Source organism: Parabacteroides sp. KHUB-01 (genome assembly GCF_056640935.1).
The window spans coordinates 272,235-290,235 of record NZ_CM153256.1 but is presented as its reverse complement, the minus strand read 5'-3'; the positions used below and the strand labels follow the sequence as shown (position 1 = coordinate 290,235).

Genomic DNA, 18,001 nt, shown 5'->3' with positions numbered 1-18,001 from the left:
GAAACGGACTTAAATAAAGATAATATGCACATGAGAGGTTTAATAGTATCAGCGTTCATGTTGCTCGGGTGCATCCAGGCGTTCGGGCAAGAGAGCCGGAAGGAGGTCTGTATCGGATTTCCGGTCGGCGACTCGACACTGGACACGGCTTATGGTGACAACGCCACACGCCTGTCCGAAGTGGTGTCGTTTCTGGAAAGTGTGAAAAAAGACAATACACTCGAATTGGTCGGAGTGTCTTTTTGCGGTTCCGCTTCACCCGAGGGCGGATTTGCAATAAACAAGGAATTAGCGGAAAAACGCCGCAATTCTTTGGAGCGTTATGTACGTGAACGCATATCACTTCCGGATGGTATCATATCACGTCCCGAAGGATTTATCGCGTGGGAACGCCTTGCAGAGCTGGTCGAGGTGTCCGATATGCCCCACAAGGAAGAGGCGGTGGACGTGTTGCGCAACGTACCCGAATTTACCTATAATAATAAAGGTGTACTGGTTGACAGCCGCAAGAAACACCTGATGGAGCTGCAATATGGCCGGACTTGGCATTACATGCACAAACATTTCTTTGATCAGATCCGGAATGCCAGTGTTATTCTCGTGACGATCCGCCAAAAGCCTATAATCGAGGAAAAACCGGTTGTCAAGGAAGACCCGGTTGTGCCGACTCCTGCCGACACGACATCCGTTGTAGAGAAAGCGGATACGGTCGTGGCGTTTTTCCCTGAAACTTCAAAACCTTTCTACATGGCCCTCAAGACCAATATGCTCTATGACGTGCTGGCCGTTCCCAATATTGGGTTGGAATTCTATTTGGGCAAGAACTGGTCAATCGCCGGTAACTGGATGTACGGTTGGTGGAAAAAGAACAGCAACCACCGTTACTGGCGCATCTATGGCGGTGACATCGCCGTGCGTAAATGGTTCGGAAAGAAAGCTAATGAAAAGCCACTCACGGGGCATCACGTAGGTGTTTACGGGCAGGCATTCACATACGATTTCGAATGGGGAGGCAAAGGTTACATGGGCGGTGAACCCGGTGGGACACTTTGGGACAAGACGAATTATGCGGCAGGCGTGGAATACGGTTACTCGTTGCCCGTCGCAAACCGTCTGAACATCGACTTCACGCTGGGCGTGGGTTACTGGGGAGGGAAATATTATGAATATACCCCCTTGGACGGTCACTATGTATGGAAGGCAACCAAGAACCGTCACTGGTTCGGTCCGACGAAAGCGGAAATCTCTCTGGTATGGCTTCTCGGAAGGGGCAACAGCAACAATAAGAAAGGAGGCGTAAAATGAAAAAGATACACACAATTAGAAGATATGTTCCTTTGTGTGCGGGAATGCTCATGCTGTTTTCATCTTGCGAGCACAAGGACTTATGTTTTGACCATGACCCGCATGCCACGAAATCGGAGGTACGCATAGAAGCTGAATACGAAAAAGAGTGGCAATACACCCACGAGGGGAGTACGGATTGGAAGAACTATCCCACATGGCAGGAATCGTTCGGTATGGAATACAACACATTGCGCCCGGGAATGCCGGATGGGTTGCGTGTGCAAGTGTACAATACGGACGGTTCAGATGACATCATCAATATCGCGCCCGAGGGGGATGTCGTGTACATGAGACCGGGTGAACACTCCCTGCTGTTCTACAACAACGACACGGAATACATCGTGTTCGACGAAATGCAGTCGTTCGCTTCGGCAAAGGCGACTACTCGCTCTCGCACCCGATCTTCTTACCTCGGCAATTCCTTAATGGATACAAAAAGTGAGAATACAGTGAACCAGCCCGATATGCTTTATGGTAGTTACATGGAGTCATACGTGGCAGAACGTTCGATCGAGACCGACGTGATACCTGTCACCATGCATCCATTGGTATTCACCTATCTGGTACGTTACGAGTTCAGCCACGGGCTGGAATATGTGTCATTGGCACGCGGGGCGTTAGCGGGCATGGCGCAGGCGGTATGGTTGAACAGCGGGCGCACGTCAGATGAAGCCGCAACCGTACTGTACGATTGTACGGTGGAATATTTCGGCACACAGGCTTTGGTGCGTTCTTTCGGAATACCTGATTTCCCTAACGAACACTACGGAACAAGGGCCGGACGTAAGTACGGGCTGAATCTGGAAGTACGCTTGAAGAACGGAAAAATCAAGTCGTTCGATTTCGACGTGACCGACCAGGTGGCGGCGCAACCGCAAGGAGGTGTCATCGTGGTGAAGGGCATCGAGATATCCGATGAAGAGGGTACGGAAGGCGGCTCCGGCTTCGATGTGGATGTGGACGACTGGGGAGATTACGAGGACATAGAACTTCCTCTTTGATTTGCATAGAGAGTTATCAAAACATTTTTATTCACAATTTAATTTTTAATCAAATGAAAAAAATCTTTTTGATTGGATTGGCGGCAACAGCCATGTTGGCAAGCTGCAGCAACGACGAGACTGTGGAAATGGCCCAAAACACAAAAGCCATCGGTTTCTCATCATTTATTGACAAAAGCACCCGTGCTACAGACACTGACATCACTAACCTTGGTGCCATTGAAGTGTACGGCTGGAGAGATGATGCTCCGATTTTCAACGCAAAAGCCGTAACTGTTGATGCTACTGGTAATGGAACCTATTTACCGCTCCAGTACTGGGAACCCGGCTACACCTATGCTTTCGAGGCAATCGCTCCCAAGTCAGGTGAAAATGGGGTTACATTTGCCGCTGCAAAAGATGGTGGTACCATCACTTTCGTCAGCGACTCTGAAACCGACCTGCTTTATTCAAAAGCTGCTGATAAAACAACAGGTGCTGAAGTTACCACTAACCCGGGAGAAGTAAACTTCACATTCGGACATATGCTTTCACGTGTGAAATTTACCTTCAAGAACACATTCCCTGAAAACGCCGCAGCAAAAATCAGCGTAAAGGATGTAAGGATTACGAATGCTTACAAGAACGGAACAATTACTCCGGCTGCAGCTAATACCGCATGGACTGTTGTAGACGCTGACAAAACTCTCTCGGTTGTTTTTGCAAGCGATGCAGTCAAAGACCTCGTTGCCGGTACAGGTGTTGCCGAGACCAGTCACATGTACCTTATTCCTGTCGCAGCACCTGAATATACAGTCGAATTCACAGTAGTATTGGATCAGAATGGAGCGACAACAGAATATCAGCACACCTCTACTATTACAACCGGAATGGAGAAAAGCAAGAGCTACAATTTCATCGCTGAACTTAATGAGAAAAATATTACAGAAGATGAGCTCTTCCAGATTGAATTTACTGCAGAAGTTGATCCTTGGGGTGCTTTTACTAATAATGACATTACCGTTGAGTAAGATTCATTTCGCATCCTCGTAAAGCCGGTTTAATAAAACGGCCTTATCCATAGAGATGCAATCCTACAGGGTGTAAGGGGTTGAATGTCCCCTTACACTCACTAACAGCCGGGGCGTATTGCCTCTGGCCAACAAATATAAAACAGAAGAGATGAAGGTACATAAGAAAAATCCGAGTTGGATGGCGGGCGGCATGGCAACGATGTTGTTATGCACGCTACTTTTCTCGTGCAATAACGAGGACTTTCTCGAAAACGGAAATCCGGAGAAGGCCTGTGACAACATTTGTTTTGGCATATCGTCCGATAAGAGCATACAGACAAGGGGATATGCCGATAGTGATAACGAAGGATATACTGCTGGCCGTTTCGTTTTGCGGTCGGACAACTCGGCAGACACGCTTTGTGTCCGTGCCATTGTTTCAGACGGTATCAACGTGTCCGGCTTCGAGGACGAACAAACCTTGACACGCGGTGTGCCTGTCACAAAAGATAATTTCGAGAAGTTTCATGTACTGGCATACTGGAGTAAAAATGGAACGCTTGTTGACCAGTTCTATATGGACGAGGATGCAGCCAATAACGGTTCCGTTTGGAGTACGGATCAGATATATTATTGGCCGGGAGCAGACCATTCGTTCCAATTCTATGCTTGGGCACCAACGGATGCCGATAAGCTGACCACCCCATCCACTCCGCAAAGCAAAGAACTCAGCTATACAGTTCCAGCAAATGCAGCCGAACAGAAAGACATTGTGGTGGCCACTACCACAGAGATACGAGGTGACAATAACAATGCCGTACCTCTCACCTTCAAACACATCTGCACCGCCGTGCGTTTTGCCGTGGGCAGCCAGATGCAACCCGGACAGATTAAGAGCGTGGCATTGAAAGGTGTCAAAAATGCCGGAACCTACAATATGGCTAACGGTGCATGGACTCTCGGTGATGCGACTGCGGATTTCTCGCAGACTTTGGACAAAGAGACAACTGGAAATGAAGGCAACGGAGACGAAATCACCAGCGCAGAAGGCACATTCATGATGCTGCCGCAGATACTGCCTGCAGATGCGATGATAAAAGTCGTCTTTACCAATGCTTCAGGTGTTGACCGCACGCTTACCGCCTCTATCGGAGACACGCAATGGACTATGGGGACTACCGTGACTTACAAACTCTCCATCACGCCGGAATATGAATTGGAATTTGTTTCCCAACCTGAAGTGCAGGATGCGCACTATGTGATTTATCCGATTACGATTAAGAGTGATGACAAGCTGCCGGCAGGAGGCTGGACGTTAACGTCTAATGATCCCACTAATGTCACTTTCGTGGAGAAAGACAAATTTGTAAGCAATGATGTACAAGCACTTGTGGATGCGGGCTATTGGCTTGATGGTTATAACGGAATAAGCACATTGACAAGTACAACAACAGGAGATGTACAGGTATACGTATTCTTAAAAGAAAACGTAACTGAAGCTGACCGTAATATCACGCTTTCATTGAAACCTGTCGCTCAAGGAAATTACGAGGCCAAAGAATTTTCGTTTACACAATATTGTCCGGCATGGAACAACGGCATAGGCGTGGAACGAATACAGGACAAAGATTATCCGTGGGGATTCAACTGGGATTCAGATATGACAGTAACATATGATTTTATGAGTCAACCCTCATGGAGGCGTTTATTAATAGGTTGGTATTTAAATTTCTTCTCTGGCTATACATATATTAAAGTTGAGGGGATAATTGGTTCTGCAAGAAAAGTAACAATTAATTTTAGCGAACTCAGGAATTTGAATACTGCCACCAGTACGAGTGATGGAGCACAGAATACATGGGAGATTTATACTTTCAATGGCATAAATGAGGCTTCAGCTCTTATGAATCAATTGGAAGCATGGGGCGGAGTCGCTGACAAAATATTACCAACCAATCCGACAGAATTTGCAGCACGTGCTTGCGCAATGAAAAATAAATATAAAGTAAAAGTCGAATCTAACGCAAATGGAACTGTTTACCGTCCGGTGCTTGAACAAAACGACATAGTATGGTATCTTCCCGCCCAAAACGAAGCTTCTAGCATGAACGACAATCTGTCTGGTGATTATTGGACATCTACAGCTATCACAAATCCGGGAACCACAGCTTACAAATATACGGCGGGAGGTTCTACTAACCCATGGGACCGTAACGAGGTAATTCATGTCCGTGCTGTCCGTAAGAAGCCCTAAAAAGAGGACGTAAAAAGTGATTCAGCCATAAGGCTTGTAATGACAAACTCCCTTTTCTTAATTGAAGAGGGAGTTTGTCATGTTTATAATATCAAACTATACAAGACTCTCTTTAAGATTATGTAACACTAATCATGATTAAGCATTTTCAATTGAATAATTCGGAAAAATCCCGTAACTTTGCGAAAACAAATGATGTGCAAGCAAAACCCAATAATGAATCATTCTCTTTAGAAAAACATGTGCGTTTTGTATCTGCTTTCAAATAAAATCATCATTTGATGCTATTTTGTTACTCTTTCTTTAGAAATCAGATATAAACAATTGATAATGAAATGATTAAAATGTAGAATTGGTTAGTCGCCCACCATCCGATGCGGAATACAATCAGGGCTATGAGCATGACAATCTTATCTATTCCAACTACGATACCTGATGTTAGTGACGTGAACCATAACTTACTGGCATCCTTTTCCATATTAGTAACCTCTTCGACTCCAGTCTGTTCCATTGTGGCTTCGATAAGGTTTGGGTCTGATATACCTGAGTGAGCTACATCAGCTTGAGCCTGAAGATTACTATACATTGTATCTCTGACATGGATGAGTTCTTCCAATTCAGCGAACTTATCCGTAATCTGTGCTGCTTCAGCCTGATATAGGTCATGCGTATAAGAGCCTATACAGTTAGGGATGTATGACAAGAAATCCAAGAAGCACCAACTGCTGTTGCTATTGGCCATTCCAGTATCTGCTGGAGGATACCACCAACATAAAATGAACGAAATAGCCAACGGCTTGAACAGTTTCATGATGTCTAATGGCTCATTCTTGACCATCATCTTATATGTCATTCCTGCTGCAACGATTATAGAAAATAGTGCAGCTAACGCCATACACATCTGAAGAATCCACCAAAATGGGCCTTGCGTACCAGTAAAAGTGGCATCACATAGAAACTCATTGGTTTGAAAGATTACATCATCAATTTCTTCTTCCAACAAGTTGATCCCAAAAGTTGAAATAATACCATTATCTGCCATAGTCCATTGAGAATAAGTCTGTTCTCTTAATCATATCTTGCTGCTCCATAATAGGATAGAAGCCCCAGGATTTCAATTGCTCATATAGAAATAATCGTCCCTTTTGAGTCCATTGTGTATGCATTACCACAATGCCATTGTCTAAGATATGGGTCGTACTGTGCACATATCCCTTGTCTTTGTACTTCGCATAAAGGATCCATTGATTGTTGCTCTTGTACTGAATTAAGTGCTGTCTTAACAAACTGTTAAGGCATTGTGCAGAGATGCCATAATCCTGTGCAATCTGATTTATATTCAGTAAGCCAGGGCTTTGCAGAACATAATCAACGTATGCAGATTGTTTCTCCAATTGCTTGATAGTCTCACCTTGTTCTGTACACTTTTGAGCATACATCTCTTTTTGCTGTCTCTCATGCTTTATGGCCGATGCAAGTTTGATTAAGAAATCAGGCTCTCTTACGGCACGCTCAAGAGCATCATTAGTAAAAAATGCTCCACGCTTACGAATTGTAGGAAGAACATCTGATGTCACCCAGTGCTTAAATCGCTTTGCACTCTCAAGCTTAGAGAATAGAATAAGTGAATAGAGTCCTGACTCGTTGATGTAAGTCATCAGTTGGTCACCGCTAGAGGTAGGGGTGTAACGTTTGGTTACATCCCCCTCATCTACTAATTGAGCAATCGCTCTACGGCTATTTGTATGTTTCAACGCATCGCAAACATCCTTTGCACAAAACCAAGGTTCACCTTTCTCGTCGACTTGAGTTCTTACTTCTCCAAATTCGGGATTGCGGAATATTTGTAACTGATTCTTCATTGTTTTTCTTTTTTTTGTTACACACCTATTTAATAATCACCTCTTCATTATCGTTACCATTTGAATTTCCTCCGTTTCCACTTCCTCCTTTTTGACTGGATGATTTCCATCGGGACATTGCTGAAGCTGCAATGGCTGCTTTATTGACTTTTACAGGATTCTCTGCTTCTAAAATCTCTGTGGTTTGTGAACGGTTGTGAAGTTGTACTAAGTACTTGATCAATAAATCGTTTTGACTTTCAACTTCTGCATATATCTTCAGGTACTCCTTCTTACGCTGAGCATTAGGCATGTATGCCTCTCTTGTTGCTCTTATTGCACAATTATACATGTCAAAGAGTCCATCCCAACGCTCTCTTTCATTTGGTGTTCCTCCCACAGCAACAATACGGTTGATGTTGATGCCAAAATTCTCCATTGCTGATGTTATCTTGTTACCTTCTACTTGCCAGGCAAGGTCTACCTGTCTGTCTGCAACATTCAATGCCTCAATTTTGGCTCGTTGGGTCAAGGAAGAATCTATTTTTTCTGCTTCATCTTTTTGATTATATAATCCTATACCTGCTGTGGTACGATAACCAAGTTTATTTTTCACAGCTGCATTCTTCCTATACTTGTTATGTAATGCCCAATAATAGGCATCAGGCGTTAAAGCTCCAGTGCCCACCTCCATGACTGTGAACTGATTCTGTTTTGGAGAGTCATGGTTATATGTCACAGAGACCTGAGCATGAACTTTGGTCATACTGACTACTAATGTTATTGCCAACAAAAACCTTTTCATATCAATAGTTGTTATAGTTATACCCGGCATCTTTCCATCTGCCAAAGGCATCGTTAATTATCTGCTGTTTGCTTTTCTTCCTATATACTTTTTCTTTCCAGTATCCTATGCGTAACTGGATATATCTCCATGTCTCGTAATACCCTCTGTTCAAAAGCTTTTCAATGTTGTCCATTGAATTGTTTATTGCATCCAGCACTAACATCAAATCTGCTGTCGAACATGCAGCAGCACCTGTCGCATAAAGCACCAAATCGCTTAATGACCTGAATAAATGTTCTCCCTCTTCTGCCACGTTCTCTATCATCCTAGCATTGATTGAGATTATCAGCGTGTCTGCCAATTCGATATGTTTTCGTTTGACCACTTTTTCATTGAAGTCTGTCAAGAGATTTTTGTAGTCCACAATCCTTTGGCTAACCTCACTATATGTACTTCGTGCATTCAGTGCAGTTCTAAGGGATTGGTACATTACATCAATGACATCAAATGCTCTTGTATATTTGTCCAAATCCACATTAAGATTTTTGTAGCCACCGACTTCATCAGAAGTATACTCATGAAGAAGTTTGTTGCTATGTTCCAATGTTGAACGAGCCAACAATAAGCTTCTTTGCTTCTTATGGTCGTTGATGTATGCTTCTACGGAGAGAACATCAAACGTCCATTGGGCTTTGGCGACACCAGGCATCAGACAAATGAACATGATTATAATGATACATCTCTGTTTCATGGCTTATTCCGTAGTTTAGCGTTATCAATCCATCTGTCATGGCACTCTTCAATGAGCGTTTTTCTTCTTCCTAAATCATATTCCAAAGGAGGAAGAACATCCTTAAGCACATCTACAATGTCTCTTTTGTAATGCATCATCTTTTCAAGCGAAACCAAGTCCGCATAGATTTTAGTTATTCTAGAGTCAACTTCACGTGCAATCTCAAGTCTGTCACTGGACCAAAGAAGATGAATTACATCGTTGTTCGGCTCCTCCTCGATAGGTTCACTATATGAGTATTCTGTTGTTATCTTACAGTTTGGATATTGCCTTGCTATCTCAGAGATTTTGTCGTTGACAATTTTCTTTTTCTCAGCTTCAGACATATCGTGATTGAGAGTTATAACCTCTGCCACATGTGTCTGCGAGTACTCGGAAGTAAGTTCCCAGTTAATTTGTAGTATGGCTCTATGAATCTTTATGCCCAAAAAGTATTTGGGTTTTCTCGCAATCTTCAAGGTTGCACTAAAGGTTATAATGCCATTTATGTTAGGCATCGTAGCTTTACGAATGAACGTATATCCACTCCAATTACCGTTATCTTGCCATGTAAGATTATATGCGATTTTACAATCTTGCATAATGGCCGGTATTCTATAATAATCATCAGTTGCTACATCATTATCCTGACCAGCTTCGTTCATTGCGTCATTGATTTCAGATTGTTTCTGTTGCCAAGTCGTTAGTTCTGAACGTAGTTCATCAATCGTATCCTTATTCTGATTATAGCGTTGTCTAAGTGCAACTGCATCCTCTATGCTTGCTTCAGATATTAACTTCAGCAGTTCTTTATTCTCTGTTTCAAGCTGATTGATCTGCGTTTGAAGAAGTGATACTTTGTTGTCCGCTTCTGTTTTCATTTGATGAAGTTCAGAAAGGTCAACATCATTCTCTGAGATGGTAGTTGTCATAGCACAGCTTTTGCTATGAGCGTTCAAAGAACTTCCACATTGGCGACACTTATATTGTGTTGAACCTTGACCAAGCAATGCTCCATCGGAACAGGTAACGCTTATCGTTACGGTCTCACAACCTTGTAGTTTCATCTCATCTGAAGCCTGATAGTAGTTCTTGCTGTCAGATTCCAGATAATAAACATATCCTTCTTCGTTTTCATTATACTCGGATAGTTTGGCATTCATCTGAGCCTTGAATGTATTCAGATCCATGGTATATGAATCGAAGTAGTCTTCATAAACCACTTCTTCGTTATTCCAACTTCTATATACATGGATTTCATACGCATAGGCTTTCTTTACTAACTTACTGCCTTTGTTAATCAGATACCCTGACATGTAATAGTTGATGGTATAGTTATAGCCGTCATTCTTAGAATTAAGATTGTTAACCTTGCTTCTTGACCATCCTGCATAACTTTCAGAATTGGATAACACTTGTTCTCTTTGTTGAGCATTCGGATAGAAACTGGCATCTGATGTGTTAAAACGCACCCATTGACTGCCATTTAATATGCTGTTATCATCAGTAGGAGGATAGTAATCACATAGTGTCTCTGTTCCTTGGTCTCTACGGGCGATATACCAACGCTGGGTGTAATAGTTACCTTTAGTCTGTTCAAGATAATCAGTCATCCATGATGTAAGATTATAATCACTCAGCTGAAAAAGCCCTGCAACATTGTCCTTTCCTCCAACCAAAGCAAGCAAGGTATTACCTGTGTTATGTTCCAGTTGCTCAAATAATACACTATAGTTGTCGTATATATCCTTTACTTTGGATACATTCCCATTGATAAGTTCATGGAAGTTGCTTTGCTGTAATAATGCATCTCCAAGATTTGTTATGCCAGCAGAAGCAAGGTTGGCACCTACACGATATAGGTGATCTATATCTGCTTTTAAGTTTTCTGAGTTGAAATTGTTGGGTACTTTACTCAAATCGTTAAAAAAACGCTCCCAGTCTATATTCCCGATCTCTGACAGTCTGAATATTTGGGCAATCTCACTCTTAAACTCAAGGAACATGACATCTTTGAATGAAAGGGTGCTATTTGTTACAACGCTTTCAAACTGCATACAAAGAGTCTTAACCTCGTCACAAATCTTCACTAGATAACTGCCCCAATAGATTGCATTATGTGGTGAACGGAGCATTTGACCAGCAACAATCCATATCTTTGGTATAATCTTGTTTGCTACCATGTGGTAAATGCGTCGGTAGTAATAGTTCTCTGTGGCACTGCTCCATATACCAAGGTCTGTCAACGCCTTCCTTTCTAGGAACTTACTTGCAAAAATGCCAGCCGTAGCAACTTCTGCTGCACTATAATGTTTGAGTATAGCTGCTACTTGTTCATTGTAATAACTCTCTGCCACCACCTCTGTTCCAAAGGCAGCAGCCATCGCAGCAACAGTTTTTGTGTCATAGTTGATGCTGTAATATTGGGCATACGTCCTATGAACTGAAACTGTTGCCAGTATGATTATTATGAACAAGTGTCGTTTCATTTTTTTAATTATTGATATTTAGTACTTTACCATTACTATTTACCTTCTGTGCAAATGGAAGTGATTTCTCTATACCGCTTGCATTCCAATCTCTGCAATAGGCTTCAATAGCTTTTTGATGACTACACTTAAGTTCAGCCTTGTACAGTTTTAATGCTTCCTTTTCTGCACGTTCTGTTGTATAGGTCATGTAACATTCTTTAGGCTCTTCAACTCCATAGACACCACTTGTTGAACCACGTCTGATAAATACTTCTCGGAAGAAGCTTCTACCTTCCTTATTCTCAAGTCTGTTGATTGTGAAGATCTTCTTGCAGTCTACATCTGTCAAACCAAGGATTGCCTTAATCTCATCAAATCGTTCACGGAATTTGCTTTGGTCTAGTAGCATCACAACATCTGAGTTGTTGATGATAGCTTCCTTCACAATAGGACTACCGATAATATCCTGGATTTCCTGAGTGACAACTCCAACGCTAGCCCAGAACTTTCTTGCTGTCTTATACAGATACTTGATGTATTCGGCCATAAGAGGGGAGGCGATAGCTTTCCATGCCTCTTCAATGACCAAACATTTTCTGTTCTTTTTCAGACGCATCTTTTGAAGGAATACATCCATAATGATGAGCGTGACAATCGGGAATAACTGCTTGTTTTCCTTGATTGCATCCACTTCAAACACGATGAATGTCTCATCAAACAACGTAGAATCCACATTCTCATTAAGGATCTTTTCATACTTACCTCCCTTATAGAAGTTCTGAAGCATATATGCAAAGTTGTCACAGTCAATGGTCGTAATGTTGTTCTCCACACAAATCTGGTCGAGTCGTTCGCACGCAAAATCATAGAATGTGTCATAAGACAGAGATTCTATGTTCAATGCCAATCGTCTCTTCTCCAATGTCGATATCATATCGGTAATCTTATCATGGATTTGCATCAAGTCTGTACCTCGTCTTTTCTCCATTGTTGTAAGATTCTTCTTAATAGAATCCTTTTGTGAAGACGTGTAGGGTTGTGCTCCATTGAAGTAGAAATCATAGTATTCTGTAATCAGCTGTTCGACTACGCGGAACTCAAGTTCCGGTATCTGACTGTCTGAGCCTTTCCATATAAGCAGTATCAAGTTCTTCAAAAAGTCTATCTTCTCGATATTTAACTCCTGCTTACTTATATTGAAAGGGTTCATCGTAATAGGTTTCTCATCAGTATATGCTATATACTTACCGCCCACATATTCACAAAGACCTTCGTAAGAGTTACCAGTATCTACCATAACAATGTCTGTGTTCTGCTCCCAGAGCTGTCTTACAACACTATTCATATGGCATGCATGTGGAAGCCTTTTTATATCTCCTAACACGCTGAGCTACAGCACTCTCTTGAAAACAACAAATTCAAAACGGTACAAATTTTGAACAGGCGAAAATCTATAGTTCAAAGCACTCGGCAAAGAGAAAAAACTATGACAGGGGTAAAAAGTGGTTTTAAGATTATTTATGAAAATATTTTGGGTAATTTTGGCTGATTGCTATCCAAAGAGCGCATTTTTGATAATAAGTCCCACCTCCATCAGCCATAAAGAGTGTGACAATCGAAAAAGAAAAAGAGGGATGAGAGAGCCTTCTTGGTGGCTTCAACATTGGGCGAAAATGGATGTCTTGTACCTCAGTTGTATCTCAGTCGGCATATATTGCTGATAGACAATGCAGGTTAATAATTCGGCGGCAATAGAATAGCGTTTGAAAGACGTATTCATTGTTTAGTAGTTTTCCTGATAAAATGTTAAATTTAGGGTAGTTAGATTAGTTTTTCTTCCAATTGTTTGGTTTTTTGGAATTGAATGCCTACCTTTGCATTGACAAATCCCGCTCGCTTCCCATAAGAACAGCGTACCCAGCGGGACATTTTTTAAATTGTAGGTATATGAAAGTTATAAAGAACAAGACAATAGATTTTGCAACCGCAGTTCAGGCTCCCGTCATTAACGGAAATAGAGCTGCACGGACAGGTTATGTCCGTTTGGTTCGCCTTATCACTGACGAGCCTGTTCCTCAACAAACTTCATATACGGGAAAAATTGAGTTGAGGTAGGAATGGCTGTATATACAAAAGAATACGAATCCCAGCCAGAGGCTATTCTTACAAACGTCATTATCTGTCCAGCCGTAGATTTGTCGGCAAACGTGGCTGTTCCTGTTCATTGCCAAGTTGAAAATGTATTGTGGGACACAGGAGCGACCAATACATTGATTTCACAGGAAGTTGTAAATGCTTTAGGGTTACAACCGAAGAACAAGGCTCTTATTTCGAGTGCAGGAGGTGATGTCGAATCCTGGACTTACCTTGTTCATGTTATCCTTCCAACAGGAACAGCAGAGTTGAATGTTCAGGCTCTGCTTAACGACAATTCAGACTATGATGTGGTGATTGGCATGGATATTATAAATTCATGCGACTTCTGCTATACAAACAAAGACGGCAAAAGTACATTCTCCTTATGTCATCCAGCAAAGGAGAAAATCATTCTGAAATAAACCAGCCATAGGCTTTCTTTCAAGAAAGACATGTGCGACAACAATAATGACAGATGTGACATTCGCATCTGTCTTTTGCTTTTTACGCCAATAAGAGGCCATTTCCTTACACAAAATATACGAGATTTGAGCAAGAATTTAGTTAATTATGGTTAAATTTAAGGTTTATACATACTTTTCCATAACAAAATGAGGTTGTATTGAGATTTTCTTTGTACTTTTGCAGCGGACTATTATCGCCATGTTTATAGCCATTGAGGTTAGACGTGTTCTTTCGTGATGGCATACAAGGCAGCCTACGCCGTGCTGAGTATGGCGGAGTCATAATGACAAAGCGGTACAAAGCGGGCATTGGGTGGGAAAGATAGTCCAGACATAATGAAGGCGTTTACTAACGCTCTGTTTAAGACAGTCTGTAATCTAGCAAATTAACAGTTATCATAGTCTTGAGCAAAGCCAACGGTAGATGTCCCGGGTGTGATAATATCGCTCCTGCGGAGACCTGTAAGCACGGATTGTACCTTTTCGGGCACAACAATTGTTTATTATGGTCTCCTAATGGAAATGATTATTCATATCGGCGTGGGCTCTGACGTTGTCTGTTCAACTATGATAGGCAATTGCTAGAGCCTCAGACTGTGGAATAGACAACAGACGTTTCCACGCTCTTTTTATGTCTATATTGCTATTAACGAGCAACGACATATAAGCCGATATGAACGCATTGCTTAATGCGCATACCAAACGAGGTTGCGATTCACCTCCTCACATTGGATTTGCCTCCAATGTCTCCCCCGAAGCCCAAAGCTCACAAACAGGGGTGTCCTCGGAATATGTCCAGCAGGAAGGTTACAACTGGTTTGTTCTTCGTGCTACTTATAACAGGGTAAATGCAGCCGTAGAGAAAGCAAAGAAGAATGATATTAAGACATACGTGCCGATGCACTATGTACTAAAAGTGATTGCTGGGAAGAAGAAGCGAATACAACAGCCTCTTCTTCCCAACTTTCTTTTTATATACGCCACAAGGGAACAATCAGACAGTTTTGTGAAAAAGACAGTTGATGCCCCAATCTCTTTTATAAAATATTATTTGGATAAGACGCTTCCTCCAGAGGCAAACGGTAAAAATCCTCCGCTTATTATACCATACAATGCAATGATAAATTTTATCAAAGCAACAAGTACTGATAGTGAGCATGTACGCATTGTTACAGCGGAACAGTGTCACTATAAAAGTGGAGATAAAGTACGAGTAATAGCTGGTGACTTCAAGGGAGTGGTTGGAAAAGTTGCCAGAATAGCAGGACAACAAAGAATTGTTGTTGAGATCTCGGGATTGTGCCTTGTCGCTACTGCGTATATTCCTACTGATTTTATTGAGATTGTCAAATAATGCCGAAAGGCATATTGTTTAATTTAAATTTTTTATTTTATGAAGAAAAATGGTAAGAATGAAGAACTTCAGTCTCGTCGTGAGTTCTTTAAGAGAGCCGCTAAAGGTGCTCTGCCTATTTTGGCTGGTGCAGCTCTCCTGTCAAGTCCTATCTTGTCAGAAACTGCAAATGCAATGTCATGCGCAGGATGTAACAACCGTTGTATGAACAGTTGCTTCAACACCTTAAAAAGTTATATTTATAATAGTGTTGCGGAATTAAGGTATAAGTTGAACTCAAGAAGTATTCACCTGTAAGAAGTTACTAATGACAAAAAAGAAATTGCCCGTTCGTTTTACGGGTCAGCACTTTACTATTGATAAAGTGCTAATAAAAGATGCAATAAGACAAGCAAATATAAGTAATCAGGATACGGTTTTAGATATTGGGGCAGGCAAGGGGTTTCTTACTGTTCATTTATTAAAAATCGCCAACAATGTTGTTGCTATTGAAAACGACACAGCTTTGGTTGAACATTTACGAAAATTATTTTCTGATGCCCGAAATGTTCAAGTTGTCGGTTGTGATTTTAGGAATTTTGCAGTTCCGAAATTTCCTTTCAAAGTGGTGTCAAATATTCCTTATGGCATTACTTCCGATATTTTCAAAATCCTGATGTTTGAGAGTCTTGGAAATTTTCTGGGAGGTTCCATTGTCCTTCAATTAGAACCTACACAAAAGTTATTTTCGAGGAAGCTTTACAATCCATATACCGTTCTCTATCATACTTTTTTTGATTTGAAACTTGTCTATGAGGTAGGTCCTGAAAGTTTCTTGCCACCGCCAACTGTCAAATCAGCCCTGTTAAACATTAAAAGAAAACACTTATTTTTTGATTTTAAGTTTAAAGCCAAATACTTAGCATTTATTTCCTGTCTGTTAGAGAAACCTGATTTATCTGTAAAAACAGCTTTAAAGTCGATTTTCAGGAAAAGTCAGGTCAGGTCAATTTCGGAAAAATTCGGTTTAAACCTTAATGCTCAAATTGTTTGTTTGTCTCCAAGTCAATGGTTAAACTGTTTTTTGGAAATGCTGGAAGTTGTCCCTGAAAAATTTCATCCTTCGTAGTTCAAAGTCGGGTGGTTGTCAAGATGATTTTTTTGGTTTGGTGTCGTCTTTTTTTAAGCTGCCGCATAACGGCTGGCAAATTGGCGATGGAGCCGACTTTTAGCACAAATGTTGAATAGAATTACTAATCTTCAACATTGCACAAAAGTTCAATAGAAGTACTTCACCGGCTCTATTGCCAATTTGTTTGTTATGTGCCGTTTTATTCCATTTTATACATTTAACAATTGCTGAAACGTAAAGTCGGGTTTAAACATTTCAATTTCGTTTTGAGTTGATTCTTCTTGTGCTTCTTTGCCATAGATAAACATTTGCTGTTCATAATTTTTAACAGCCTCTTCAATGCTATTAAATTTTCCATCGGCTAGATTATCAGACAATATCAAGGCATCCACCAACCCACTATTTACTCCCTGCCCTGCAAAAGGCGGCATCAAATGTGCGGCATCCCCAATCATTGTTATGGGTAATGGGCGCTTGCTTTTCCAAGGCTTTTCTAAAGGAAATATCCGTGTAGCCAATCCTACAAATGACAACGTCGTATGAATCAATTCTTTGTAGCGTTCGTCCCAATCGGAAAATTCTTTCAGAAGAAAATCAACGACACTATTTCTGTTTTGAAAATCTACCTGCGTTTGGTTTTTCCATTCATCAGGTGTTTTAAAACTTATTCCAAAATGCAATGCACCATTATTATTGGGGTTAGCAAATAATAAATTACCTTGGTGAGATGCCATTAGCCGGTTTCCATTGCATAGCTGAAAAAATCCAGGACAGTTTATCTCTGGTTGATGAATATCGGCTTGTATATTGAAAGTACCTGTTTCTTCAACTTCCGTGTCGGTAACAAATTTTCTTACCTTGGACATCCCGCCATTGGCAAGAATAACCAAATCTGCTGTTTCACTCGGTTTATTCTCAAAAGTTAGTGTCCACTTCTTCTTACCAGGTTCAAGCATAACAAGTTTTCTATCCCAAATAACCGTGTCGTTTTCTAAACTATTCAACAAGATAGCCCTTAAGTCATTTCTGTTTATTTCAGGATTGTCAAATCGATTTTCGGGCTTTACATTTTTTGTGGATAAAATATTGCCTTTTTTATCAGCAATATTTACACCCATTGGTAAGGCTAAGTCATAATAAGTTTGTAACAATCCCGCTTTTTTCATTGCTTCCTGACCTGAACCTTTGTGTAGGTCAAGGGTTCCACCAAAAATTCTTGCCTCTCGGTCGTTGTCTCTTTCGTAAACTGAAACGTCTATGCCGTTTTGCTGTAATAATTTTGCCATAGTCAGTACAACGGGTCCACCACCAATTATTGCAACGTTCTTATCACTAAGTAAATTCATTTGTTTGTCTGTATCTATTCGCATTGTCATTCAAAAATGGCCCATAACAATGGCTCGGCGAATTGGCGAAGTAGCGAAGCTGTATCGAAGATACAAAAGCGGAGCTATTTAGCCAAGTCGCTTGT

14 protein-coding genes and 2 pseudogenes are annotated in these 18,001 nt (G+C 41.3%); 9 read left to right on the top strand and 7 right to left on the bottom strand.

Annotated elements, in window-relative coordinates:
* Positions 1–30: 30 nt before the first annotated feature.
* The 4 genes from ACYIAR_RS01295 (at position 31) to ACYIAR_RS01280 (ending at position 5,594) form a co-directional block, all read left to right on the top strand.
* Positions 31–1,305 carry a DUF3575 domain-containing protein gene (locus ACYIAR_RS01295; protein WP_005867860.1) on the top strand — a complete coding sequence of 425 codons (1,275 nt, stop codon included), beginning with the start codon at positions 31–33 and terminating at the stop codon, positions 1,303–1,305.
* A complete protein-coding gene (locus tag ACYIAR_RS01290; protein ID WP_480331636.1) occupies positions 1,302–2,348 on the top strand; it encodes a DUF5119 domain-containing protein in 1,047 nt (348 codons plus the stop codon). The genes ACYIAR_RS01295 and ACYIAR_RS01290 overlap by 4 nt, the downstream gene beginning before the upstream one ends.
* A 53-nt stretch (positions 2,349–2,401) precedes the next feature.
* A complete protein-coding gene (locus ACYIAR_RS01285; protein ID WP_480331634.1) occupies positions 2,402–3,358 on the top strand; it encodes a fimbrillin family protein in 957 nt (318 codons plus the stop codon).
* A gap of 151 nt (positions 3,359–3,509) precedes the next feature.
* Entirely contained in the window at positions 3,510–5,594 is a 2,085-nt protein-coding gene (locus ACYIAR_RS01280) for a fimbrillin family protein (RefSeq protein WP_195305240.1), read from the top strand.
* A 316-nt stretch (positions 5,595–5,910) separates the two neighbouring features.
* Here the strand turns inward: ACYIAR_RS01280 and ACYIAR_RS01275 are convergent.
* The 6 genes and pseudogenes from ACYIAR_RS01275 to ACYIAR_RS01250 form a co-directional block, all read right to left on the bottom strand.
* Positions 5,911–6,636, bottom strand: a pseudogene (locus tag ACYIAR_RS01275) (hypothetical protein); the annotation flags it as partial.
* The gene (locus tag ACYIAR_RS01270; protein WP_258899076.1) at positions 6,626–7,456 is read right to left on the bottom strand and encodes a phage antirepressor; all 831 of its coding nucleotides are present in this window, start codon (positions 7,454–7,456) and stop codon (positions 6,626–6,628) included. The gene ACYIAR_RS01270 and the pseudogene ACYIAR_RS01275, both read right to left, overlap by 11 nt.
* A gap of 25 nt (positions 7,457–7,481) precedes the next feature.
* On the bottom strand, positions 7,482–8,240 hold the full coding sequence (locus ACYIAR_RS01265; RefSeq protein ID WP_480331632.1) for a DUF5045 domain-containing protein: 759 nt from the start codon (positions 8,238–8,240) through the stop codon (positions 7,482–7,484).
* Between the two features lies 1 nt (position 8,241).
* Positions 8,242–8,973: a hypothetical protein gene (locus ACYIAR_RS01260; protein WP_258899078.1), complete on the bottom strand. Its 732-nt coding sequence runs from the start codon at positions 8,971–8,973 to the stop codon at positions 8,242–8,244.
* The gene (locus ACYIAR_RS01255; RefSeq protein ID WP_480331630.1) at positions 8,970–11,483 is read right to left on the bottom strand and encodes a hypothetical protein; all 2,514 of its coding nucleotides are present in this window, start codon (positions 11,481–11,483) and stop codon (positions 8,970–8,972) included. The genes ACYIAR_RS01260 and ACYIAR_RS01255 overlap by 4 nt, the downstream gene beginning before the upstream one ends.
* 4 nt (positions 11,484–11,487) lie before the next feature.
* Positions 11,488–12,813, bottom strand: a pseudogene (locus ACYIAR_RS01250) (TraG family conjugative transposon ATPase); the annotation flags it as partial.
* A 599-nt stretch (positions 12,814–13,412) separates the two neighbouring features.
* On the opposite strand from ACYIAR_RS01250, the gene ACYIAR_RS01245 reads away from it, so the two are divergent.
* The 5 genes from ACYIAR_RS01245 to erm(F) all read left to right on the top strand — a co-directional run bounded on the left by ACYIAR_RS01245 (position 13,413) and on the right by erm(F) (position 16,527).
* Positions 13,413–13,580 (top strand): hypothetical protein, encoded by a 168-nt coding sequence (locus ACYIAR_RS01245; RefSeq protein WP_153877556.1) that lies wholly within the window; start codon positions 13,413–13,415, stop codon positions 13,578–13,580.
* 2 nt (positions 13,581–13,582) lie between these two features.
* Complete coding sequence (locus ACYIAR_RS01240) at positions 13,583–14,023, top strand: retropepsin-like aspartic protease (protein ID WP_048316574.1); 441 nt, start codon at positions 13,583–13,585, stop codon at positions 14,021–14,023.
* Positions 14,024–14,738: 715 nt separating this feature from the next.
* Positions 14,739–15,419 carry a UpxY family transcription antiterminator gene (locus ACYIAR_RS01235; RefSeq protein ID WP_049129570.1) on the top strand — a complete coding sequence of 227 codons (681 nt, stop codon included), beginning with the start codon at positions 14,739–14,741 and terminating at the stop codon, positions 15,417–15,419.
* A gap of 39 nt (positions 15,420–15,458) precedes the next feature.
* Entirely contained in the window at positions 15,459–15,716 is a 258-nt protein-coding gene (locus ACYIAR_RS01230) for a hypothetical protein (RefSeq protein ID WP_117719809.1), read from the top strand.
* Positions 15,717–15,726: 10 nt separating this feature from the next.
* On the top strand, positions 15,727–16,527 hold the full coding sequence (gene erm(F), locus ACYIAR_RS01225; protein ID WP_480331626.1) for a 23S rRNA (adenine(2058)-N(6))-methyltransferase Erm(F): 801 nt from the start codon (positions 15,727–15,729) through the stop codon (positions 16,525–16,527).
* Positions 16,528–16,739: 212 nt separating this feature from the next.
* On the opposite strand, the gene tet(X) is transcribed toward erm(F), so the two are convergent.
* A complete protein-coding gene (gene tet(X), locus ACYIAR_RS01220; protein WP_081106166.1) occupies positions 16,740–17,906 on the bottom strand; it encodes a tetracycline-inactivating monooxygenase Tet(X) in 1,167 nt (388 codons plus the stop codon).
* Positions 17,907–18,001 lie beyond the last annotated feature (95 nt).

What these genes read in the sequence shown, in the direction of transcription:
- ACYIAR_RS01230 (WP_117719809.1), top strand. Translation starts at nt 15,459, where the DNA reads ATGAAGAAAAATGGTAAGAATGAAGAACTTCAGTCTCGTCGTGAGTTC.
- ACYIAR_RS01270 (WP_258899076.1), bottom strand. Translation starts at nt 7,456, where the DNA reads ATGAAGAATCAGTTACAAATATTCCGCAATCCCGAATTTGGAGAAGTA.
- ACYIAR_RS01260 (WP_258899078.1), bottom strand. Translation starts at nt 8,973, where the DNA reads ATGAAACAGAGATGTATCATTATAATCATGTTCATTTGTCTGATGCCT.
- ACYIAR_RS01255 (WP_480331630.1), bottom strand. Translation starts at nt 11,483, where the DNA reads ATGAAACGACACTTGTTCATAATAATCATACTGGCAACAGTTTCAGTT.
- ACYIAR_RS01290 (WP_480331636.1), top strand. Translation starts at nt 1,302, where the DNA reads ATGAAAAAGATACACACAATTAGAAGATATGTTCCTTTGTGTGCGGGA.
- ACYIAR_RS01245 (WP_153877556.1), top strand. Translation starts at nt 13,413, where the DNA reads ATGAAAGTTATAAAGAACAAGACAATAGATTTTGCAACCGCAGTTCAG.
- ACYIAR_RS01240 (WP_048316574.1), top strand. Translation starts at nt 13,583, where the DNA reads ATGGCTGTATATACAAAAGAATACGAATCCCAGCCAGAGGCTATTCTT.
- ACYIAR_RS01280 (WP_195305240.1), top strand. Translation starts at nt 3,510, where the DNA reads ATGAAGGTACATAAGAAAAATCCGAGTTGGATGGCGGGCGGCATGGCA.
- ACYIAR_RS01235 (WP_049129570.1), top strand. Translation starts at nt 14,739, where the DNA reads ATGAACGCATTGCTTAATGCGCATACCAAACGAGGTTGCGATTCACCT.
- ACYIAR_RS01295 (WP_005867860.1), top strand. Translation starts at nt 31, where the DNA reads ATGAGAGGTTTAATAGTATCAGCGTTCATGTTGCTCGGGTGCATCCAG.
- ACYIAR_RS01265 (WP_480331632.1), bottom strand. Translation starts at nt 8,240, where the DNA reads ATGAAAAGGTTTTTGTTGGCAATAACATTAGTAGTCAGTATGACCAAA.
- ACYIAR_RS01285 (WP_480331634.1), top strand. Translation starts at nt 2,402, where the DNA reads ATGAAAAAAATCTTTTTGATTGGATTGGCGGCAACAGCCATGTTGGCA.